Genomic DNA, 21,740 nt, shown 5'->3' with positions numbered 1-21,740 from the left:
CCCGTCGAATTTTAATTAGTCTTTATAGATGCTGAAGTGTTCATGGGCAGCCAGAAGCTGCGCTTTGGTGAGCATGAAGACGCCGTCGCCGCCGTTATCAAACTCAAGCCAGGTGAACGGAACGTCAGGATACTGCTCTATCAGATGTACCATGCTGTTCCCGACTTCACAAATCAGAATGCCGTCGTCAGTCAGGTAATCCGGCGCATTGCCCAGAATGCGGCGCGTCAGTTTCAGGCCGTCAGAGCCTGACGCCAGACCCAGTTCCGGCTCGTGGCGATATTCGTTCGGCAGGTCGGCCATGTCTTCCGCATCAACATACGGCGGATTGGTGACGATCAGGTCGTACTGCACTTTCGGCAGGTCGCGGAACAGGTCAGAACGGATTGGCGTGACGTGATGGATGAGGCCGTGATCTTCGATATTTTGCTCAGCCACCGCCAGCGCATCCGGGGAGATATCGACGCCGTCAACTTCCGCTTCCGGGAAGGCGTACGCACAGGCGATAGCGATACAGCCACTGCCGGTACACATATCCAGAATATGTTCAGGCTGATGAGCAATCAGGCCAGCAAAGCGGTTGTTGATGAGTTCACCAATCGGCGAACGCGGAACCAGGACGCGTTCATCCACGTAGAATTCGTGGCCGCAGAACCAGGCTTTATTGGTCAGATAGGAGACGGGAATGCGCTCGTTGACGCGGCGAATCACGCGCTCAACGATACGGTGTTTTTCACTGGAGGTCAGACGCGCAGTATGCATGTCTTCCGGAATATCCAGCGGTAAATAGAGTGACGGCAGCACCAGCTGAACCGCCTCATCCCACGGGTTGTCCGTGCCATGACCGTACCAGATGCCCGCGGCGCTAAAGCGGCTCACCGACCAACGCAACATATCCTGAATGGTATGCAGCTCATTGACTGCTTCATCGACAAAAATTTTATCCACTTTCCCCTCCAGGGCCCATCGCTGAAATTCGGCGGCTAGTTTGCCATGAAGACGCCGATAAATCAGCATTCTTGCGTCATGAGAGCGGGGAAAAAATGCGTTTTCGCTGCCCGTAAGCGAAGAGAGTCGGGTAAACTGTCGCAAAGCGAAAATGAGATGAAAGAATGAAGAAGAAAACCTCACTGAGCGAAGAGGATCAGGCGCTGTTCCGTCAGCTGATGACCGGTACCCGCAAGATTAAGCAGGACACCATAGTCCATCGCCCGGCGCGTAAGAAAATCACTGAAGTACCGGTGAAGCGTTTGCTTCAGGAGCAAGCCGATAACAGCCACTATTTTTCCGATGAGTTTCAGCCGCTGCTGAATACCGAAGGCGCGATGAAATACGTGCGCGCGGACGTCAGCCATTTTGAGGCTAAGAAGCTGCGTCGCGGAGATTATTCACCAGAGCTGTATCTGGATTTGCACGGATTGACTCAGATGCAGGCCAAGCAGGAATTAGGCGCGTTAATTGCGGCTTGTCGTCGTGAGCATGTATTTTGTGCCTGCGTGATGCACGGCCACGGAAAACATATTCTGAAGCAGCAGACGCCGCTGTGGCTGGCACAGCACCCGCACGTGATGGCGTTTCATCAGGCACCGAAAGAGTATGGCGGAGATGCCGCATTGGTGGTGTTGATTGAAGTGGAAGAGTGGCAGCCGCCAGAATTACCGTAGGGATAAACAAGGCGGGGAAGTGACAGGTAAAAGTGGCGGGAAGCGCACGGCTCACCCGCCTTTTACTCAGATGGCCTTGGCCATCTTCAGATTGCAGGGGCTCATTTGCCAGTTAAACTGGCCTTGCCCGCTGGCATCTAGCGTGACGTTCGCAATGGCGGATGTCGAGAACATCGGCGGAGCTTCACTCGGGCAGAGCTCAGACACCAGGTAGCCTACCAACGGCAGGTGGGAAACCACCAACGCAGAGGCAACACCTTCGTTCGCCAGCGCCTGCAGATAGGCGCTTACCAGACCCACATCGCCGCAAGGCGTGAGTTCCGGCAGGACATCGATCTCTTTTGGCAGGTTCATGCACTCCCCCACCACATCCAGCGTTTGCTCTGCTCGTAAGAACGGGCTGACCAGAACGCGCTCAATATCCACTTTTTGACCTTTCAGCCAGTTCGCCATCTGACGGGATTCATCGCAACCACAAGTGGTAAGAGGACGAACCGAGTCGCTGGCTGCATCGAGGGCAGCATCACCGTGACGCATAATAAAAACTTGCATATTGCACCGCTTTTGTTAACCAGAAGCACCGGGGAAAAACACACGTACAAAATACGCTGTCTATTCGGTGGTCGGGCATTGTGCCTGATCCATTCGATGAATGAAACGCTGTTTTTTACCTTAATGGCGTAAGTATAGTCAATCTCTGTTTACAAATTAACCACACAGCAGCGTTATGCCTCACTTGGATTTACCTTTATTTGACCTCAACTTAACGTCTCAGTTTCATTTGCGGGCCAAAAGGCCAGGCCCTGTTCTGCCATCCTGATTAATGCCTCGCACGGTGTGAACCGTGGGCCATATTGCGTCGTCAGGCGTTGCAGAATCGCCACGACTTCTCCCGCCCCAAGGCTGTCCATATAACGGAACGGGCCGCCCAAAAAGGGAGGAAAACCAATACCAAAAACCGCACCGATGTCACCATCGCGTGCGCTACGTACCACCTGCTCATCAAAGCAACGTGCGGCTTCATTGAGCATCATCATCACACAGCGCTCGGCAATTTGTTGCCCAGACAGCATTCCCTTCTGCCCGCCGCCAATAAGCGTATAAATTGCAGGGTCAGGTTGTTTTTTGCTTTTACGCCCTTTTGCGCTGTAAAGATAGAAACCGCGACCATTTTTTCTGCCTTTGCGATCGTCGTTCAAAATTGCGCTAATGATATTTGCAGGTGCGCTGAAACGTTCCCCGTAAGCGCTTTCCAGTACTGGAATAATTTTAGTTCCCGTATCGATTCCGACCTCATCCAAAAGTTGGATTGGGCCTACCGGGAAGCCATATTTCGTCAGCGCCCCATCAATTTTTTCAATAGATTCGCCCTCTGTCAGCAGTCGCATCGCCTCATTGATATACGGTGCCAGAATGCGATTGACGTAAAAACCGGCTTTATCCGCTACCACCACCGGTGTTTTACCGAGCTGTTTCGCCAGCTTCACAGTGGTGGCAATCGTGGTTTCCGATGTGCCCGCGTGGGGAATCACTTCAACCAGCGGCATTTTCTCTACCGGGCTGAAGAAATGCAGACCAATCACCTGTTCCGGACGCTGCGCCTGCGCGGCAATATCGCCAATCGGCAGCGACGAGGTGTTTGAGGCAAAAATAGTGTGCGGCGCAAAGTTAGCTTCCACTTCCGCCACCATTTGTTGTTTCAGCGATAAATCTTCGAACACCGCTTCAATCACCACGTCACGGTGGGCAAAACCGCTGTAATCGGTGGTACCGGAAATTAGCGCCAGCTGGCTGTCGCGCTCACTGGCTCTGATATGGCGGCGACGCACCTTCTTATCAAGCAGCTCCCAGCTGTACTTCAGCGCATGGTTGATACCGTTGGTATTGATATCCTTTATACGGACCGGCAATGTCGCTTTGCTGGCGGTGACAAACGCGATACCGCCGCCCATCAGGCCCCCGCCCAGAACCGCCACTGAATGCAGAGGCTGCGGTTCGGCGTTAGCGGCCGGATCTTTTTTCACGTCGGTACTGGCAAAGAAGACTGAGCGCAGCGCTTTTGATTGCGGCGTCATTGCCAGTTCGCCAAACGCCTGAGCTTCCTCGGCATAGCCGCTGCTGCTGCCCTGCGCCAGGCCCGTTTCGAGCACCTTCAAAATGCGCCCGGTGGCGGGATAATTTCCCTGCGTTTTCTGTTCTGTTTTTTTCGCCGCCAGGCTGAACACCAGGCTGCGTCCCAGCGGACCGGCCAGAATGCGTTCCCGCACCGGCAGACGTCGGCTGGCCGGGCGTTCCTGTTTAGCCAGCTCAATCGCCGCGTCGAGAAGAATAGCGTGCGGTACGACGTCATCCACCAGACCGACTTTTAATGCCTGCCGGGCGCGAAGCTGTTTCCCGGTGAGGATCATGTCCAGCGCGGTGCTGATGCCGACCAGGCGCGGCAAACGCTGCGTGCCGCCTGAACCCGGCAGCAGGCCTAACTGAACTTCCGGTAAGCCCAGCACCGTTTTCGCATCATCGGTACAAATTCGGCTGTGACAAGCTAACGCCAGTTCAAGGCCACCGCCGAGACAGGCACCGTGGATCGCGGCGATGACAGGGATAGGCAGGGCATGAATTTCCGCCATGATTTGCTGCCCCTGGCGCGCCAGCGTTTCGGCTTCCTGCGCCGACGTACAGTTGCCAATCATGTTTATATCGGCCCCGGCGATAAAGTTATCCGGTTTGGCGGAAATGAACACCACGCCGCGCAGGGCTTTGTTGTCGCGGATTTGCTTGAAGATAGCCCGCACCTGAACGCCAAACTCGGCCTTCAGGGTGTTCATTTTTTCGCCGGGAACGTTGATAGTAATGACCGCCACGTTATCGAGGCGTTCGGTTAGCGTAAATGCGGATGTCGTTTCCATTATTCGGCCTCCAGAACCATGGCTGCGCCTAAACCACCTGCCGCACAGGCGGTCACCAGACCAAAGCCACCGCCGCGACGACGCAGCTCGTTAAGAGTTTGGGTGATCATGCGCGCACCTGTTGCTGCAAAAGGGTGTCCGTAAGCAATGGAGCCGCCCAGCACGTTGAATTTACTGTTGTCCACTTCACCGGTCGCATGGCTGCGGCCCAGCACGTCGCGGGCAAAGCGCTCGCTCGCCATCAGTTGCAGGTTCGCCAGTGTCTGGGCGGCAAAGGCTTCATGCATATCAAAGAGGGTTAAATCGGCCATCGTCAGCCCGGCGCGCTCCAGCGCCAGCGGCGTTGACCACGCAGGCCCCAGCAGCATGTCCTGCATGACATCAATCGCGGTAAACGCGTAGCTTCGCAGATAGCCGAGCGGCTTCAGGCCCAGCTCTTTTGCGCGAGATTCCGTCATCAAAATAACTGCCGCCGCGCCGTCGGTCAGCGGGGTGCTGTTGGCCGCGGTCACCGTGCCATGTTTGCGGTCAAAGGCCGGACGCAGCTTTGCGTAGTCCGCCAGCGAGGAATTAGTGCGCACGTTGTTGTCCTGCGCGAACGGCTCACGGAACGGCGGCGAATAGGCCGTCATCACTTCATCCGTCAGCTTGCCGTCGGCCCAGGCTTTGGCTGCATGAAGATGCGAGCGATGCGCCAGCGCATCCTGCTGTTCACGGGTGATGCCCCAGGTTTTCGCCATTTGTTCGGCGGTGTCGCCCATCCGTAACCCGGTAGAGTACTCCGCCACGGCCGGCGGCACGGGGGCCAAATCTTTGAGGCGCAGACGAGAGAAGAGTTTGAGTTTCTGCCCCAGCGTGCGGGCTTTGTTGGCATCAACCAGCGTGCGGGCCAGCGCTTTACTCACGCCAATCGGCAATACGGAAGATGAATCTGCCCCACCGGCGATCCCGGCGCGAATAGTCCCCGCCATCAGGCTTTCTGCGACGTTAGCGACGGCCTGGAAACTGGTTGCGCAGGCGCGGCTGACGCTATAAGCATCGGTATGTACGCTCATGCCGGTGCCGAGCACAATTTCACGGGCGATGTTTGGCGCCTCCGGCATTTGCACGACCTGGCCGAAAACTAACTGCTCGATAACTTCAGGAGGAATTTCGCTGCGAGCCAGCAGTTCACCGACAACCATTTTCCCCAGATCAATCGCGGGAATGCCGTGAAAAGCCGTCGCCTGGCGGGCAAAAGGCGTACGTAACCCGCTGACAATGGCAATGCGATCGCCCTTGCGGGTGATAAGCGGTAATGCCTGACTCATAACTGTCCCCTGGTAAACGTAAAAAAAGTGGTCTGACCTGATAACAGTCTTAACTAATTTTTTACATCCAGCCAATCAGGGAAGCATAAAAGTGAGAGCCAAAACACATTGAGATAAAAAAGAAAACGCCCCTGCTGTGAACTGAGCAGAGGCGTTTTAGAGAAGGGATTAACGCAGTCCGAGCTGGAAAATCAGGGTTTCAGCTTCGCAGCAGAACACAAAATCGATATCCAGCTGCACACCGCCGTCGACGTCTTTATAGGTCGGGATGATTTTGCACGGATCGGACTCAACACCACGGGCTCTTTCGCTCAATGCAGCCAGCGTTTCGTCAGCTTCAGCGCGGTTCGCAAAAACACGGCTGTAGGACGCGGTGCAATCGGTGTTGTCCATAATGGTACCAACATCCATACAGCAGCAAACCGGGGTTTCATCAGCACTGCATTTACTCATCGTAGATTTCCTCTGTATTCGCACCCAGGGTGCCAGATAAACAATGCCTTTATTTTACGCCCCTGCCCTGACCGTCTCCAGTTGATATTTCGTTCAGCCGCCATAAGTGAGCTAAATCACAATTAAAAATGATCTAAAACAAAAATCGCCCTCTCAAGGGAACTTTCATGACCCTAATTTTGCCAGCTGGATCGCGTTTCTTAGATCACAATTGAAAAATCCCATAAACATACTTGCAACATTCCATCTGGTCAGACCTATACTCTCGGCACTGGTCTGATTTCTCTGACGTAACACAGACCCTACACTTCGCGCTTCTGTTACGGCATGTAACAATTTTTGCATAAAAATAACTCGATTGAGGTTATGGTCATGAGCCAAAAAACCCGTTTTACAAAATCCGCTCTCGCAGTTGCAGTGGCACTCGTTTCCTCTCATGCCTGGTCAGCAGGCTTTCAATTAAATGAATTTTCTGCCTCAGGCTTAGGGCGTGCTTATTCCGGTGAAGGCGCTATTGCCGACGATCCGGGTAACGCCAGCCGTAACCCCGCTTTGATTATGATGTATGACCGCATGCAATTTTCTGCGGGTGGTATATTTATCGATCCTGACGTGAATATTTCCGGTAAATCGCCATCCGGTAAAAGCACCGACGCCGATAATATCGCGCCAATCGCATGGGTTCCGAACTTACACTTTGTCATGCCTATTAACGATCAATTCGGTTGGGGCGCATCCGTTACCTCCAATTATGGTCTGGCAACCGAGTACAGCGACAACTACGCTGCGGGTAGCGTCGGCGGCACAACTGACCTTACCACCGTGAACATGAACCTGAGCGGCGCTTACCGCCTGAACAGCAACTGGAGCTTCGGCGTCGGTTTTGATGCGGTCTACGCGAAAGCGAAAATTGAGCGCTATGCCGGTGACTTAGGTCAGATTGTGGCCGGTTCTGGTGCACTGCCGCCTGCACTGGCGGGCCAGGTGGCACAAATTCCTGGAGATACTCAGATTGCTCGCCTGAAGGGTGATGACTGGGGCTTCGGCTGGAACGCCGGTATCCTGTATGAACTGGATAAAAACAACCGTTACGGCTTTACCTACCGTTCAGAAGTCAAAGTCGACTTCGATAAAGGCGAGTACAAGAGCAACCTGCCATCAGCTTACAACCAGATCCTCGGCAACTTCGGTCTGCCACAGGGCACCGATGGGCACACTGTTGATGGTTCTCTGACCCTCAACCTGCCAGAAATGTGGGAACTGTCTGGTTATAACCGTGTTGCGCCGCAGTGGGCAGTCCACTATAGCGCCACGTATACCAGCTGGAGCCAGTTCCAGGAGCTGAAAGCGAATGGTAGCAATGGCGATACGCTGTTCTATAAAGATGAAAGCTTCAAAGATGCCTGGCGTCTGGCGCTGGGTACCACCTATTACTACGACGACAACTGGACATTCCGTACCGGTATCGCGTTTGATGATAGTCCGGTTCCAGCCGATCACCGCTCTATCTCCATCCCGGATCAGGACCGTCTGTGGCTAAGCGCCGGGGCAACCTACGCGTTTAATGCGGATGCCTCTATCGACGTGGGTGCGTCTTATATGCACGGCCAGAACGTGACTATCGAAGAAGGTCCGTACACCTTCCGTTCTGACGGTAAAGCGTGGCTGTTCGGTTCTAACTTCAACTACCGCTTCTGATAATTCTGTTTCAGGCATAAAAAAAGGTGAGCGCGATGCTCACCTTTTTATTTTCGACTTAGCTTACTGCGAATCAATATCTTTCAGATCGCCTTCAATTGCTTTGGCGTTTGGATTGTCTTCCGTACTGAGTTTTCCGCCGTTAGCAATGAAATCATGCTGCTGGAAGTACGCTTCACGCACCGTAATATACGGGTCGGTCGATTGCCGCAGCAGGCCGTCGGAATCCAGCAGTTGCGCACGGGTTTCAACCCCTTCTATCACCCACTTGCCGATTGACATCGGCCAGGTCAGCCATGAAAGCGCCGGATACAAGTCGTCCGCCATATCGCCGACATCATCACGCACGGTAAAGCTACCGTAGAACGGTAACTGCAGATACGGACCATAGCCCACACCATAATGCCCCATGGTGCTACCGAAACGGTGTGGCTGAACGCGCTGCAATTTCTGATTCGCCATTCCCGCGACATCAATGAAACCGCCCATCCCTAAAATAGTGTTCAGGAAGAAACGCGTGAAATGAACCATACCCTGATACGGGTCGCCCTGCAGGAACATGTTCACCATGATCGCAGGCTCTTCGATGTTGCTGGTGAAGTTGCCGATACCGTTACGCGCAGGCTGCGGGACGTAGTCTCGCCATGCGACAGCAACCGGGCGGACCAGATAAGGGTCCAGCACGTTAAAGTTGAAGTCGTACATGGTGCGGTTGAATCCTTCGAACGGATCTGAACGCCCCTGCTGCTGGTCACCGGTACTGGCACAGCCCACCAACAGCGTAGCGCTCAGCGCAAGCGCAGACAGGCGAAAATTCATAAATATCTCCCTGTAAAGAAATCACTGCTCTTACTGATTTTATACATATTTTGAAACAGACGTATCGCTATTCATGGCATAACACCAAAATTAAGAGTCAGGCCCGGGGAGACTGTCAGTAAAACCCGCTACGCTTTAGCAAGGTTCCGTTGACGAAGGTAACACCCTATGGACAGTATCGAAAAAGAGAAAATTGACCGCCATACGGGAGAACTGGAAGTCGAAAGCGATGAAAAAAATCGGGGCGAAGAAATAGAGGTCGATGAACAGCGGCTTCCTTCGCGGGCAATGGCCATCCACGAGCACATTCGTCAGGACGGTGAAAAAGAACTCGAACGCGATGCCATGGCGCTGCTGTGGTCGGCAATCGCCGCCGGGCTGTCGATGGGTGCGTCGCTACTGGCGAAAGGGATTTTTCACGTACAGCTCGAAGGCGTTCCTGGCGGTTTCCTGCTGGAAAATCTGGGCTATACCTTCGGCTTCGTCATCGTGATAATGGCCCGCCAACAGTTGTTTACAGAGAACACCGTTACCGCCGTTTTACCCGTCATGCAAAGCCCAACGATGGGCAATTTTGGCCTGCTGATGCGCCTCTGGGGCGTGGTGTTACTGGGGAATCTCATCGGTACCGGCATTGCCGCCTGGGCGTTCGAATACATGCCGATTTTTGATGAGCCTACGCGCGATGCCTTCACCAAAATCGGTATGGACGTCATGAAAAACACACCGGGAGAAATGTTCGCCAACGCTATTATTTCAGGCTGGCTTATCGCGACCATGGTGTGGATGTTCCCCTCCGCAGGCGCCGCGAAAATTGTCGTCATTATTCTCATGACCTGGCTGATTGCACTGGGCGACACCACGCATATCGTGGTCGGCACCGTAGAGATTCTGTATCTGGTTTTTAGCGAGACCCTGCACTGGCAGGATTTCTTCTGGCCTTTCGCACTGCCGACGCTCGCCGGGAATATTTGCGGTGGCACCTTTATTTTCGCCTTGATGAGTCACGCGCAAATTCGCAACGACATGAGCAATAAACGGAAAGCTGAGGAGAAAGCGAAAGCCCAGCAACGTGAAAAATCACAACAGAAATGAAGGACAATGGTGACACTTTGAGCAGTCAGATGGCTATGTGCTTAACGCGCCTGCTAAAAAACGCTATACTCGTGCCGCTTCGTCCCCTTAGTTAAATGGATATAACGAGCCCCTCCTAAGGGCTAGTTGCAGGTTCGATTCCTGCAGGGGACACCATTAAGTCATTTCACATCACTTCAGCTCACTTCAAAAACCCAGTAATACCAAACCTCTCAGCAAATTTATACGTTAAATAGCTTTCATATCTCTTCATGACAATACAGTGTCATGATGGTATAAATGATGGTACTCATCAGTTCGATATCCAGATACCATCATTTTGCCTCTCAAGGGGTACACATATGGCTATAAATGAGCTTTCCCCCAAACAGATCGAGAATGCCAAACCACAGAATGCCGATTACAAGTTAACCGATGGTCGCAGCTTGTATTTGTTGGTAACAAAAGCTGGTGGTAAATATTGGCGTATAAATTATCGTTTCGACGGCAAGCAAGCGACATTAGCGTTAGGTGTTTATCCAGATGTGCCGCTGGCAGCAGCCCGTAAACGTCGAGATGAAGCCAGGCAACTGCTGGCCGATGGCAAAGATCCACGCGAGCTAAAAAAAGCTGAAAGCAATGAGCCAACTTCACCGTCATTTGAAACTATCGCTCGCGAGTGGCATTTCGGATCTATGGGCCATCCAGAATGGAAAGAGATCACCCGCAATAAAATACTGAGGGAGATGGAGAACCACATATTCCCTATTATCGGTAGCAAACCCATCGACAGCCTAAAAACAAGAGATCTATTGCCCTTACTTATCAGCATGAACGAACAAGGCATCGGTGCTACGACGGGGAGAGTTAAGACCACGATGAGTAGCGTTTTCCGCTATGCGGTTCAGCGTGGTGTTGTCGAGTACAATCCAGCTAATGATCTAAAAGGTGCTTTAACGAGTCCCAAAACTAAACACCGCCCTGCCCTTGCCCTGGATCGTCTACCTGAATTGATGGCTAAAACTGCAACGTATACAGGTAGACCACTCACCAGACTTGCAGTGTTATTTTCTCTACATACATTTGTACGTTCAAGCGAACTTCGGCACGCTCGCTGGGACGAGATAAATTTTGAAACTGCAATGTGGACAATCCCTGGTCAGCGAGAAGAAATTGCGGGTGTAAAATTCTCTGAACGTGGGGCTAAAATGGGCAGTGCGCATTTTGTGCCGCTATCCTCTCAGGCTATGGATGTATTGAAGTCGATCAAATTTATTAGCGGTGAATACACACTGATTTTTCCTGGTGATAGCAACCCTTATAAACCTATGAGTGAGAATACGGTTAACAAAGCGCTCCGTACTATGGGTTATGATACTCAGGCTGACGTTTGTTTACATGGTTTCCGGGCAATGGCCTGCTCTGCTCTTACCGAGTCAGGTTTGTGGTCGCGAGATGCTGTAGAACGACAAATGAGCCATCAGGAACGTAACGAAGTACGGGCTGCGTATGTTCATCTGGCGCAGCACATGCAGGAGCGCCACCGGATGATGCAGTGGTGGTCAGATTATCTTGAAGCAAACTCTGATAAACATGTTGCACCATACGACATGAAGAAATTACGGGTTGTAGGTAGTTAATCGAACAGATTGAGGCTAGCCTGGCCAAGCGAAAAGCAGTAACACCTGCTGCCTGCCTCAGTTTTCATCAGGTGCACGTATAAGGTGACGTGATGACTACAAGAAAAAAAGTATCCTCGAGCATCCAAGAGGAAATCAACATATGGAAAAAAAATAATATACCGGCATTAGAATACTGTGATCTCCACCGAGCAACTGAATTACTTAACTGTAAATTAAATGATTTACTTCACTGGGCTGAAATTGGTGCTATTGAGCTGTGCTTAAAATTTACAGGATTTGAGGTGTGCTTAACATACGAAGACGATATTAAGCATCTCAACGATCTGAAGGAGTGGCTCAGATATCGCCTTTCAAATAATAAGACTGATAAAATTAAATTAAGCGGAATAATACCCTGTCATATCCCAGGATCAAATGTTAACAGTGATGACTGTGATGAGATGTTTGCTTATATGTACCATATTTTCGGCCTATGGACTCCGATAATTCCCCCCTATAATAATCTTTATTCATCCTTACAATTTAATAGGGAAAAACAAATTACATCGAATTTATTACTTAAGCCTGCAGATGAAGATTCAACCTCAATACGTGCAATGGTGCTACCAACTGAAATGCAGAATGAGATATTTGACTCCATTCACCCAGCAAAGAAATTATTCAGCATTACCCCATCAGATTTATTCATTACAAAAAATCAAATTGAAAAAATATACAATCATGATGGGAAACCAATCCCTAACTATATAAATGGTGGCATCGATATTCCTTTAGGGATTGAAATGCCAATCAAACCTGAAAACATTAACCTGAATACAAATATGTTGGGGCAACTCATAGACATGTTGATATCTTCAGTGCCAGAACTAGGCCCAGATGTTGCTAAAACAAATCCAAATAGGAAAAGAGGATTTCTGGTTGCTTACCTAAATGACCAGCAAAATATAAAAAAACTGGTTGATTACAAAATCCCTAATTACGACACATTTGTAAAGTACTTCAAAAAATAAGCATCGTTCCGATTTCTATAAATCTCGTTTCGAAATCGGAACATGTCCTCTGATTTACGAGGTTTAATCTGCCATGTTGATTACACAAACGACATAACATGACAGGTGATACCTATGATTACACAACCATATCCTCACTCAGGACACGCTCGCCCACGAGCTACGGCTGACTTTTTAAAAGTTAGCACAGTCACCCTCTGGCGCTGGGAAACAAGCAAGCCTGATTTTCCAAAATCTATTCGCCTCTCTGAACGCGTCACTGTCTACGATGCAGCAGAGATCCGCTCCTGGCTGGAAGCCAAGAAACACAACTAACCCCAAGAGTAAAAACTATGAAATTACAAAATTCTGGCTTAACTGCCAGCGGCCAAACTCACGCTAAAAACAGTAGTGTTCTAATTATCAAACACAGCAAAGGAGCAGCCGATGCGTAATATCGACCTTATTCACGAAGTCACTCACGCCGCTGCCGGTCGTTGGCCATCAGTACTGGCAAGCCTCAATATCGATGTCCCTGATTCACCGCGTAAGCACACCTCATGCCCTGCTTGCGGTGGCAAAGATCGCTTTCGTTTCGACGATAACGGACGCGGTTCCCATATTTGCGGTCAGTGTGGCGCAGGAGATGGTTTAGACCTGATTAAGAAAGTAAATAACTGCGACACCACACAGGCCGCACGCCTTGCGGCTAATGTACTGGGTATTGATTACCAGGCAAAGGAAACAGACCCGACGACAGCCAGCCAGAGACGGAAGCGGCTGGGAGCCGAACAGCAGCAGCGCGAACAGGAATACAAGAAACAAGCCGCAGAAGACGTAAAACAGCGTCGAGATATGTTTGCCCGTCTGTATACCGGAATACGCCAGCAAGCTGTGCAGGGTGAATCTGATTATCTGCGATCAAAAGGACTGAGTGGGTTCACTTTCCCCATACTGACCAATGGTTCAATCCTCCTGCCGCTGGTGGATGAATCTGGGACTGTTGTGGCAGCACAAACCATCACTCCACAAGGAGAAAAACGCCTTGTGTCGGGGTCGGCAAAGCGAGGGGCATATCACACCGTAAGCACACCAGAGCAATCGCAGGAAGTGATTATTGCCGAAGGGCTAGCAACAGCCCTTTCTGTCCATCTGATGCGCCCTGACGCGCTGACGGTGTGTGCCATTGATGCCGGTAATCTATTACCCGTGGCAGAAGCCATGCGCCGAAGCCACCCAGTACTGCCAATTATCATCGCCGCCGATAACGATCAGCAGACAGGAGACGCCAAAACCGGAGACACCAATACCGGGAAGATTGCCGCAGAGAAGGCAGCTTCATCCGTGGCTGGCAGGGTGTCACTGCCACCTACAGACCACAAATCCGACTGGAACGACTATCACCAGCAATACGGATTGGAAACCGCTACACAGGCATTTAATGAATGTATATATCAACCAGTAGGGGGAATGCATGAAACCACAGTTAACAGCCATTGAAAGCGGTGAGAATGAGAATAAACCGGGCAATGTCGCTCTGAAGCCTTATATCGATAAAAGGCATGGACGATTGTATTACATCGAAAGAAAGCAAAATAAAACCACCGGGGCAATTGATGAGTCAGAAACATGGGTTGCTGATGAATTGGAAACGGTTGGAATTGGTAGCGATGGGAAGGATGGTTATTTAGTGGTAAGAATGAAACAGGAAGGAAGCAACACGATTATTAGCGAAGCCATTCCACGCCGTGAAATTGGTATGCCGCAGGGATGGGCAAGGCTCAGGTCTCGCGGAGTAAATATAACAGCCAAACGCGGGCATTTAGATTTACTGGCTAACTATCTACAGCAAAACGGCAAGCGTGAGCAGTGGACGATCACCCATACAGCAGGTTGGCATGAAGGCGCATATATCATGCCAGACGGGGAAATTATTGGAGCCCCAAACCGCCCAGTCGCATTCTGTGGTGGTACATCATCTGTAGCTGGTTATGTTGTCCGTGGAACACTAAACGGATGGCGGTATCATGTTGCCAGACTGATGAACGGAAACCAGTCAATGGTAGTTGGAGCGCTTACTGCCTTTGCCGCCCCACTCAACTCTCTGGCCGGCGGTAGTTGCTTTGGCATTCATCTGTTCGCTCAGTCATCTGCAGGAAAGACTACTACCGTAGAAGCAGCATCTAGCATTTATGGCGTACCGGATGAGTTAAAACTCACATGGGACGCCACACGATACGGTTTAACAGTAGAGGCGGCATCACGTAATGATGGTTTCATGCCAATCGATGAGATTGGACAGGGTAACGACGTGAAGCACGTAGCCGGGAGTGCATACAGCCTGTTTAATGGAACTGGGCGCATTCAGGGTCACAAGGACGGGGGCAATAAAGCTGTGTTGCGATGGTCTATCGTGGCGCTATCGACAGGAGAGGAAGACTTTGAAACCTATCTGCTACGCAATGGCATTACGCCAAAGGCTGGGCAGCTTGTGCGACTGGTCAGCGTGCCATTTTCCGACACCACAGAGTTTCATGATTTAGATGATGGTGATCAGCATTCCAGAGCGATTAAACGTGAATCAATGCGTCATTGCGGAGTCGTGGGGCGGGCATGGATAGCGTTGCTGGCCAGTGACAAAGAAGCAGCCTGCAAGAAAGTAGATGAAAAAGAAAAAGAATGGTTAGCCAGTTTACCCACTGACCTTTCCCCGCAGGCAAAGCGCGTTGCTGTCAGATTCGCCCTGCTTGATGCCACTGCTGAACTCTCTGCCCCGCTGACTGGCTGGAACGCTGGAGAATGTAGCCTACACATCCGCGCCAGCTTTAACGAGTGGCTGGAGAATTACGGCACTGGCAACCGCGAAAAATACCAGGTTGTCAGCCGCGCCCGTGACTTTATCCAGCGTCATGCACTAAACCGTTTTCAGCCGTACACCTTTGGCAAAAGAAACGGAGACATGGACAGAAACCACGCATCACGAATTAATAATCTTGCCGGTTATCTGGTATATGGAAGGCGGGCAGATGGCGGAAACGAGTATCACTTTATCCCCTCAGTGTTTGAGGAGGAAATTTTATGTGGAATACAAAAGAAACTTGGCGCTGAGTCACTGGAAGAAGTCGGGATGTTGGTCAGACCGGAGCCGAACCGCATTGATGGTAAAACCATCACTATAGACGGCAGTCAACAGCGTTTCATCGTGCTGATTGATGGCGGCAACGAATAGACAGCCAGAGTGACATCTTCGTGATGAATCAAAAATGCTGGAATAAGTGGGATAACGGGATAAGAAATAAAGAATCTTTAATTATCAAATGAATATTCAGTAGTAACTTATCCCAAGTTATCCTTGGTTATCCCAAAAATATGATGCCAGCTTGTTGGGTAATGTTAATGAGCTGCTCAACTTATCCCGGTAAAAAGTTGTTTGGGATAAATTTTCAGGGGCATTGGAATATTTAAGCCACTGTATGTTTTGAAAAAAATGCTACTTATCCCGTTATCCCAAAGAGATTGTATATTTCATATATAGATAGATGGAAATGACATGAGCAAAATAAGAAAAAATACAAATCAACGCTGGTGGTGATTGCCTTTAATAAGGCTACGATTACCGTGGTAATTGAACACGAATAGACGACAACAACCCCTCATGGACGCTACTATCAGCCAAGGCCTGCAGGGTATATCACAAACCGCTCATCTGGATCCCAGGATCAGCCCTGCTCGTAGCTTTTAGTGTTTGAGGATCTTATCAGAGCCTGAACACCATGCGACCATTGAGCCCGCGCCATAAACTGTGGCAATTAGCTGGTTGTATTATCCAACAGGAAGGAACACAAATATGAATTGGTTCAAAGATATTTTCGGTTTTGAGGAGTCCGTTTATGCGGAAACACAAGCCAATTTCTATCTGGAGGGAGGTCTTCTTCATACCAGAACCCAGCCACCTCGTTCTTTTTATGCAGGTACGCTGACCCTGCCGAGCCTTGCAGAGTTGAGAGCTGAGATTAATTCATTAGCCCCCACATCTGATGAAAAATTGAAACTTAGCAACCTGGCCGCTGATGCCCATGATTTACATCGCTGGCCAGAGACAAACGGTGCTCTTGTTCAGGTGGCCAGCCAGTTCAATTTGCTGGAGATGCCAGGCCCTGGCACCACACCAGAACAGGGTATTTCGGGTTATCAGTACGATCATACTCAAGGCCCTGCATGTGCCATGGCTTGTGCGGCAGCCACTGTGTTTCGTAACTATCTGGTTCAAATTGGCGACCAGGTTGGTCAAACCCAATCGAACCAGCTCAATACCCTGGAAGATTTAGACCGAGCCATCAACATTCCGGGCATCCGGATGCAGAATGGTTACGCACTCCTTCAACCTGAAACAATAGAGGCGATTGGGCAATATATTCAGACGTTAGATGTGGCGTCATTGGATGATCTGCGCCAACGGCTACGTATTGGTCTGCATAGCGATACCGAAGTCACTATTCCAGGTGTCGCAAAGACCCAACGTGTCAGCCAGGTTCTTTGCTCAGCCCTGCCCGTGGCGTACCACCGTGGTTCATCTCGGTATTGGGCTCCTTTCGCCTCTTTAGTTCTGGAAGCAAGCTATGAGGCCACTTTACTGGCAGGGGTACTCAATTTTCATCGTACCGGAAACCCTCGTGTCTACCTGACTCTGGTTGGCGGTGGAGCATTTGGTAATGAAACTGACTGGATACTGTCGTCACTGAAACGTGCACTGCGACTCGTTAGACACCATCCACTGGAAGTGATACTCGTCAGTTACCGACATGTGCCACAAGAATTGGTGATGTTGGTTGAGGAATTTAATGCCGATATTTAAGACCTATTGCCGTTTTGCAGCAGCCATTTAATCAAGAAGATAAAGCCGTAGAATTGAGTGACTACTACACCAAAAATCTACGGCTCAGCAATTTCAGGCCAAAACCTCTTCCCCTGGCAGTCTAGTCTTCCTGAGTTTCATAGTTGGACAAGGTATATACAGTCAGCTCCGTGACTACACGTGCGGCGGGACGACAGACCAGATCCTGTTGCTTTCGCCAAATCGGCACATCAGTTCCGTCCAAACGAATACCCAAGCCTTTTTCCCAGTAGGATAGGTAGGCCTCACCGTTGTAAGAAGCGTAGACGTTACCATTGCCGGCAGAGCAGTCTAACGCATACTCCCAGTTATTCTCACGCATGCATACGCCATGCTCGGGATGAGGTAGTTTACCCAAGCCAGTTAAGTATTCTGCGCTCTTGCCATCCAACGGTCGAAACACCGCTACCCGTAGTCGCCCGTCCTCCGTTGCCGTGATCGCAGCGATCAGGGTATCGCCACGCTGAATTGTCACAATCCTGTCCCCGAGATTTACTGGGCCAATCTCAAGCCACCAGTCATCACCAATCGCTGGAATAACCTCTTGTAAATCGTCAGATGTCAGCAATTTGGCGAACTCATCCATCTCAGGTTCAAGTTGCTGCCATTTCGCATCGCCAGTACTGCTACATTTTTGCAGCCCATATAACTTCATGATCAGCGACAACTCCCCTTCCCCAAGTTGAGTTGATTGCATATCGACTGGAAGATCGGCTTTCATTGTCACTTTTTCTGACAGTTTTCCGAGTTGTAATTGAGAGGCTGGTACGTCGACATCTTGCGCATTAGTCCCTGTCATGGGCTCGTCAGAATCACTGTTGTATTTTGTTTTTACCAACAACTCTTGAGCATTCGGCTGGCAAAGTGATATACGCGCAACGTTGAGCGCTGCCAATACCGGCTTGTCCGCAGGACCATTGAGCATTGAATCCAGTTTTTCTGGCGGTACAAGCGACACGGCCTGCGACTCCCAGCCCATATCAGCAGGCGTACCTGCCAGACGGCGGGCAAGATAATAACGTGTCACCGATGTCGTACGTTCGAAATCACCTAATACCTCCATAATTTCAACGTATAAACCAGATTCTTCGAACACCTCTTTAATTGCTGTGGCCTGTAAAGAGAGTCGATTATCCACTCGCCCTTTCGGAAAGGTGGTGACATACCCGCCAAATTGATTAGAAGGATGAACCACCCACACCCGGCCATCTGATTCAACGACAACTGCCCCGGCAGACAATTTTTTACCGTTGATCGACTGAAGCTGTTCTTCCTCAAGAGTTTGATTGATGCCCTGTACAAAATTCCATCCCTGCACTGTTTTAGGTGCCCCGGCCCAAGGTATTAAATTTAGGTCATTGAGAGTCTCAGGCACCGAACCATCAGGTATACAGGTAGCAATTTTAGTGGCATCACGCCAGCTCGTCATTATTGTTGCCGTAGACGGATTTGTGAGCGTCACGATGTTATTTTTATTATCACGACGGGGGTGTTGGGTTGGATCAGCAATCATTTCATCCTCCACTGTCTTATAAAAAATAGTCTTCTGTTCAGTAGCGTTGGTTAGGACCTTGCCCGATGACATCTTTTAACGTCTTATGCCGCCATCTATTTTCATTGCAAATAGAGAAGAATTCATCCAATGAACAAGAGTTAATTTCAATCACTAAAACCCAATTTATCCCAGGCATCTTTCCAGCTAGCAACGCGCTTTATCGAAATAGCATGATGAGTTGACTCATCATTTTCCGCACGGTGACCACCATGTTTAGTGAGATAGTCCATATGAGCCTGATAGATATCATTATTTATCCAGGATAATGGCGTGACATAAAAAATATTTGGTTTCTGACCTATATCGACAAAAACCCAAAATTCATTATCGTCTTTATTAAATGTACACGAAGCACCATAATTTGTTGTTGTTTGCCATGTACCTGATGTTTTCGTTCGGGTAGTTACTTTGTAACCTTTGCCATTTGGGGCATCGAATGTAATGAATGACCTGTTGCCCTCTTTCTGGACGATGACATTTCTGGCCCCAAGGCTTGTTAGTTTCTGCAAAACCATTAACTGCCCTAATTCTGCTGTAGTCATACTTCCCCCAGATCGATTTAAAATATTATCAGCAATCACATCAAATTTGAGGCGATAAAGTCACACAACTAAAACAGTGAAGCAACTCCTGACGCTTATTAAAAAAAAGCATTATGGATTACGTGGTGAAATCGCCCAAACAGCTTGCAGCCAGGTTAGCCTCTGTTGCAGTTGTGGGATGAACTTATTGAGCCAATAAAGTGAGGAAACATAGCCTGAAGATCCACCGCCACGGCTAAATCGTTTTACAAAAAACTCGTCGTCCCCTACCCGATGAATTAATGATTTTCTGGTCAATGCCTGGAATGCGCCCGAGATTATATTTTCCAACTCGTCTTCGTCTTCCGGGATACTCACCTGACATAAAGCCCGACGCATCTCCAGCCATAAAAAGAGGCTTCCACGCGATCCCCAGCCAGTCGGCGCAGGTTCAAACAGGTCTGATACAACGGCCCACTCACGTTCCGGAAAGCTAATCTTTTTTGCTGCAACTTGATGTACCAGCGGGAAAAATATCAGTCTGAAAAACTCAGCCTCTACCGTAAATGTAAAATGTTCAGCAACATCAAAGTGAATAGTGTCAGCCGTTGATATCGCTTTACCCGTCAACGCAAAAAAGAGGTGACTTAGCCTGTTATCCAGTTCGTTAAGGTCATCAGGACATTGTTCAATACCTAAAGCCGCAATCATTTTATCGACCAAAATCTGGTTGCCATCATAAGCTGTGAACAATTGCCGCTCAGTGGCAACTACTTTCCTGAGGAGTTGCGCGATAGTCATTTTTTGTGGGAAAAGCAGATAATCCAGTTCAGGTCGCTTGTGCTTTTCAACCGCGATGTCATAAGCCGTCTGCCGTTTAGATTGAGTAACAACTCCACGGTCTGCGCCAAGAGATAACAGTTCTCCAATTACCGACAAATTGGCCCCATGCCATGCAGCTTGGTGTAGCGGAGTGTATCCCTTGGGTTCACTGGAAATATTCACCAGACGAGGATTCTCACGAAGAATGGGTAACAGGGTATCCCATTTGCCCTGGAAGGCGAGTTTCAATACGTTATCGTTCATTGACATCATTCCACCCCCTCTTACTAAGAACGTTCGTTATCCCAGAGTAAAAAATTACGCTTTAGCTTATCAACAGTATGCCGCCATTTCGGCGTTATGGGCTTACACACTGTGTTTTGATTGCCGAAGAATCCGACCTCGTTCACCGCCTCTTGCTCACTGCGGGTTTCCAGCCATTTCACGGGGACAAAGTACTCAGACTTATCAGGATCGTCAGCATTCTGTCGATACAGGTCACCGTATTTAAGTACGTCCATCGCCAGTTTTTCGCCATCATCAGTGTTGATTGTGAAACTGTTGGCAGGTTCAACTGCGCTCTGGGCAATACCAACTCCAACGTAACCCGTTCCCGGAATTTTTACCCAGACGCGATCGCCAGGTTGAAGCTGTTTTAGAGTCTGACTGTACCAACTTCCATCACCTGCGCTGATAAAACCGTAGTTCCGTGCGTCCTCCCAGCTACGACTTGTTTGGCCACCAAACGAGACGTAAAATTCCCCGTTCCAGGGTTCTTTTGCATTGGCATTGGTGGCCGTGGCCTGCGCAGCATTGGTTTGCGTTTCGCTTGGGTCGATAAGCCAGGCACGGCTCAGGAACTGCTCATCACCGTGCTGGAACACCTTAAAGAACAGCACGTTTATTGAAATGCCATTCTTACTGAGGTAGTCGACAATGCGTTCGGTGGACGGATCCAGCTCCGCTGCCACAATAATGATTTGATGTGACTGGTTGATGGAATCATCTTCCAGCTCAGCGTTGAAGCGTTGTTTGAACGCATCACCTAAATTACCACCATCGGAAAACTTCTCGTAAATCTGCGACAGACGCTCGGCACTTAAATCATCCACCCAGGAGGCGTAATCCAGCGCCTGGGCAACAACTTCACGCGGCGTGCGGTCGCGTTTTAGCTCAATCAGGATCAGCGAGGCATCTGGTGCGATTGCCAGCAGGTCAATACGCCCTTTATCGAGGGTATATTCCTGGTGACCGATAATCATCCACTGGTCAGAGAGAATAGTGGGATCGTTTAAGATCATCTTCTCCAGCAGTTGCTCGCTGGCGAGTTTGCTGATGGTTAGCGGTTGAGGATTCTCTCCCACCCGCCAGATAGCATGTTGAACCGGCATC

At 49.9% G+C, this 21,740-nt stretch carries 17 protein-coding genes, 1 tRNA gene and 1 pseudogene; 9 read left to right on the top strand and 10 right to left on the bottom strand.

Annotated elements, in window-relative coordinates; translation table 11 throughout:
- Window positions 1–15 precede the first annotated feature (15 nt).
- Window positions 16–948, bottom strand: coding sequence for a 50S ribosomal protein L3 N(5)-glutamine methyltransferase (gene prmB / locus MUU47_RS16210; protein ID WP_258968087.1), 933 nt, complete (start codon window positions 946–948; stop codon window positions 16–18).
- Window positions 949–1,112: 164 nt separating this feature from the next.
- Between prmB and smrB the strand changes: the two genes are divergently transcribed.
- The gene (smrB, locus tag MUU47_RS16205) at window positions 1,113–1,664 is read left to right on the top strand and encodes an endonuclease SmrB (protein WP_110509151.1); all 552 of its coding nucleotides are present in this window, start codon (window positions 1,113–1,115) and stop codon (window positions 1,662–1,664) included.
- A gap of 66 nt (window positions 1,665–1,730) precedes the next feature.
- Here the strand turns inward: smrB and sixA are convergent, their stop codons facing one another.
- The 4 genes from sixA to MUU47_RS16185 form a co-directional block, all read right to left on the bottom strand.
- Entirely contained in the window at window positions 1,731–2,216 is a 486-nt protein-coding gene (sixA, locus tag MUU47_RS16200; RefSeq protein ID WP_110509148.1) for a phosphohistidine phosphatase SixA, read from the bottom strand.
- A 206-nt stretch (window positions 2,217–2,422) separates the two neighbouring features.
- Window positions 2,423–4,570, bottom strand: coding sequence for a fatty acid oxidation complex subunit alpha FadJ (gene fadJ / locus MUU47_RS16195; RefSeq protein WP_258989169.1), 2,148 nt, complete (start codon window positions 4,568–4,570; stop codon window positions 2,423–2,425).
- Window positions 4,570–5,880, bottom strand: coding sequence for an acetyl-CoA C-acyltransferase FadI (gene fadI / locus MUU47_RS16190; RefSeq protein WP_258989168.1), 1,311 nt, complete (start codon window positions 5,878–5,880; stop codon window positions 4,570–4,572). The genes fadJ and fadI overlap by 1 nt, the downstream gene beginning before the upstream one ends.
- A 168-nt stretch (window positions 5,881–6,048) precedes the next feature.
- Window positions 6,049–6,333, bottom strand: coding sequence for a YfcZ/YiiS family protein (locus MUU47_RS16185; RefSeq protein WP_159760499.1), 285 nt, complete (start codon window positions 6,331–6,333; stop codon window positions 6,049–6,051).
- Window positions 6,334–6,699: 366 nt separating this feature from the next.
- Between MUU47_RS16185 and fadL the strand changes: the two genes are divergently transcribed.
- Window positions 6,700–8,031 (top strand): long-chain fatty acid transporter FadL, encoded by a 1,332-nt coding sequence (fadL, locus tag MUU47_RS16180; RefSeq protein ID WP_509908865.1) that lies wholly within the window; start codon window positions 6,700–6,702, stop codon window positions 8,029–8,031.
- A gap of 63 nt (window positions 8,032–8,094) precedes the next feature.
- Here the strand turns inward: fadL and mlaA are convergent, their stop codons facing one another.
- Complete coding sequence (gene mlaA, locus MUU47_RS16175; RefSeq protein WP_258989166.1) at window positions 8,095–8,850, bottom strand: phospholipid-binding lipoprotein MlaA; 756 nt, start codon at window positions 8,848–8,850, stop codon at window positions 8,095–8,097.
- A gap of 168 nt (window positions 8,851–9,018) precedes the next feature.
- Between mlaA and MUU47_RS16170 the strand changes: the two genes are divergently transcribed.
- The 7 genes and pseudogenes from MUU47_RS16170 (at window position 9,019) to MUU47_RS16135 (ending at window position 17,411) form a co-directional block, all read left to right on the top strand.
- The gene (locus tag MUU47_RS16170; RefSeq protein ID WP_258989165.1) at window positions 9,019–9,945 is read left to right on the top strand and encodes a formate/nitrite transporter family protein; all 927 of its coding nucleotides are present in this window, start codon (window positions 9,019–9,021) and stop codon (window positions 9,943–9,945) included.
- Between the two features lie 81 nt (window positions 9,946–10,026).
- Window positions 10,027–10,101: transfer RNA gene (locus tag MUU47_RS16165), tRNA-Arg, on the top strand.
- A 185-nt stretch (window positions 10,102–10,286) separates the two neighbouring features.
- Window positions 10,287–11,564, top strand: coding sequence for a tyrosine-type recombinase/integrase (locus tag MUU47_RS16160; protein ID WP_258989163.1), 1,278 nt, complete (start codon window positions 10,287–10,289; stop codon window positions 11,562–11,564).
- 92 nt (window positions 11,565–11,656) lie between these two features.
- Complete coding sequence (locus MUU47_RS16155; RefSeq protein WP_258989162.1) at window positions 11,657–12,577, top strand: hypothetical protein; 921 nt, start codon at window positions 11,657–11,659, stop codon at window positions 12,575–12,577.
- 114 nt (window positions 12,578–12,691) lie between these two features.
- Window positions 12,692–12,892, top strand: coding sequence for a helix-turn-helix transcriptional regulator (locus MUU47_RS16150; protein WP_120132159.1), 201 nt, complete (start codon window positions 12,692–12,694; stop codon window positions 12,890–12,892).
- 111 nt (window positions 12,893–13,003) lie between these two features.
- Window positions 13,004–15,785 (top strand): annotated as a pseudogene (locus MUU47_RS23540) (DUF927 domain-containing protein).
- Window positions 15,786–16,403: 618 nt separating this feature from the next.
- The gene (locus tag MUU47_RS16135) at window positions 16,404–17,411 is read left to right on the top strand and encodes a hypothetical protein (protein ID WP_258989159.1); all 1,008 of its coding nucleotides are present in this window, start codon (window positions 16,404–16,406) and stop codon (window positions 17,409–17,411) included.
- Between the two features lie 121 nt (window positions 17,412–17,532).
- On the opposite strand, the gene MUU47_RS16130 is transcribed toward MUU47_RS16135, so the two are convergent.
- The 4 genes from MUU47_RS16130 to MUU47_RS16115 form a co-directional block, all read right to left on the bottom strand.
- On the bottom strand, window positions 17,533–18,963 hold the full coding sequence (locus MUU47_RS16130) for an NUDIX hydrolase (RefSeq protein WP_258989158.1): 1,431 nt from the start codon (window positions 18,961–18,963) through the stop codon (window positions 17,533–17,535).
- A 146-nt stretch (window positions 18,964–19,109) separates the two neighbouring features.
- The gene (locus tag MUU47_RS16125) at window positions 19,110–19,547 is read right to left on the bottom strand and encodes a hypothetical protein (protein ID WP_258989157.1); all 438 of its coding nucleotides are present in this window, start codon (window positions 19,545–19,547) and stop codon (window positions 19,110–19,112) included.
- A gap of 111 nt (window positions 19,548–19,658) precedes the next feature.
- Window positions 19,659–20,612, bottom strand: a complete 954-nt coding sequence (locus tag MUU47_RS16120) for an ankyrin repeat domain-containing protein (protein WP_258989156.1) — start codon at window positions 20,610–20,612, stop codon at window positions 19,659–19,661.
- 23 nt (window positions 20,613–20,635) lie between these two features.
- A complete protein-coding gene (locus MUU47_RS16115; protein ID WP_258989154.1) occupies window positions 20,636–21,739 on the bottom strand; it encodes a DUF8606 domain-containing protein in 1,104 nt (367 codons plus the stop codon).
- Window position 21,740 lies beyond the last annotated feature (1 nt).

This window comes from Scandinavium hiltneri, assembly GCF_024764835.1.
Taxonomy (GTDB): Bacteria; Pseudomonadota; Gammaproteobacteria; order Enterobacterales; family Enterobacteriaceae; genus Scandinavium; species Scandinavium hiltneri.
This window is presented reverse-complemented; position numbering and strand designations above follow the sequence as displayed.

Bases quoted from the DNA above. Each gene is read 5' to 3' on its own strand.
- smrB (WP_110509151.1), top strand. From the start codon at position 1,113: ATGAAGAAGAAAACCTCACTGAGCGAAGAGGATCAGGCGCTGTTCCGT.
- sixA (WP_110509148.1), bottom strand. From the start codon at position 2,216: ATGCAAGTTTTTATTATGCGTCACGGTGATGCTGCCCTCGATGCAGCC.
- fadJ (WP_258989169.1), bottom strand. From the start codon at position 4,570: ATGGAAACGACATCCGCATTTACGCTAACCGAACGCCTCGATAACGTG.
- fadI (WP_258989168.1), bottom strand. From the start codon at position 5,880: ATGAGTCAGGCATTACCGCTTATCACCCGCAAGGGCGATCGCATTGCC.
- MUU47_RS16185 (WP_159760499.1), bottom strand. From the start codon at position 6,333: ATGAGTAAATGCAGTGCTGATGAAACCCCGGTTTGCTGCTGTATGGAT.
- fadL (WP_509908865.1), top strand. From the start codon at position 6,700: ATGGTCATGAGCCAAAAAACCCGTTTTACAAAATCCGCTCTCGCAGTT.
- mlaA (WP_258989166.1), bottom strand. From the start codon at position 8,850: ATGAATTTTCGCCTGTCTGCGCTTGCGCTGAGCGCTACGCTGTTGGTG.
- MUU47_RS16170 (WP_258989165.1), top strand. From the start codon at position 9,019: ATGGACAGTATCGAAAAAGAGAAAATTGACCGCCATACGGGAGAACTG.
- MUU47_RS16160 (WP_258989163.1), top strand. From the start codon at position 10,287: ATGGCTATAAATGAGCTTTCCCCCAAACAGATCGAGAATGCCAAACCA.
- MUU47_RS16155 (WP_258989162.1), top strand. From the start codon at position 11,657: ATGACTACAAGAAAAAAAGTATCCTCGAGCATCCAAGAGGAAATCAAC.
- MUU47_RS16150 (WP_120132159.1), top strand. From the start codon at position 12,692: ATGATTACACAACCATATCCTCACTCAGGACACGCTCGCCCACGAGCT.
- MUU47_RS16135 (WP_258989159.1), top strand. From the start codon at position 16,404: ATGAATTGGTTCAAAGATATTTTCGGTTTTGAGGAGTCCGTTTATGCG.
- MUU47_RS16130 (WP_258989158.1), bottom strand. From the start codon at position 18,963: ATGATTGCTGATCCAACCCAACACCCCCGTCGTGATAATAAAAATAAC.
- MUU47_RS16125 (WP_258989157.1), bottom strand. From the start codon at position 19,547: ATGACTACAGCAGAATTAGGGCAGTTAATGGTTTTGCAGAAACTAACA.
- MUU47_RS16120 (WP_258989156.1), bottom strand. From the start codon at position 20,612: ATGAACGATAACGTATTGAAACTCGCCTTCCAGGGCAAATGGGATACC.
- MUU47_RS16115 (WP_258989154.1), bottom strand. From the start codon at position 21,739: ATGCCGGTTCAACATGCTATCTGGCGGGTGGGAGAGAATCCTCAACCG.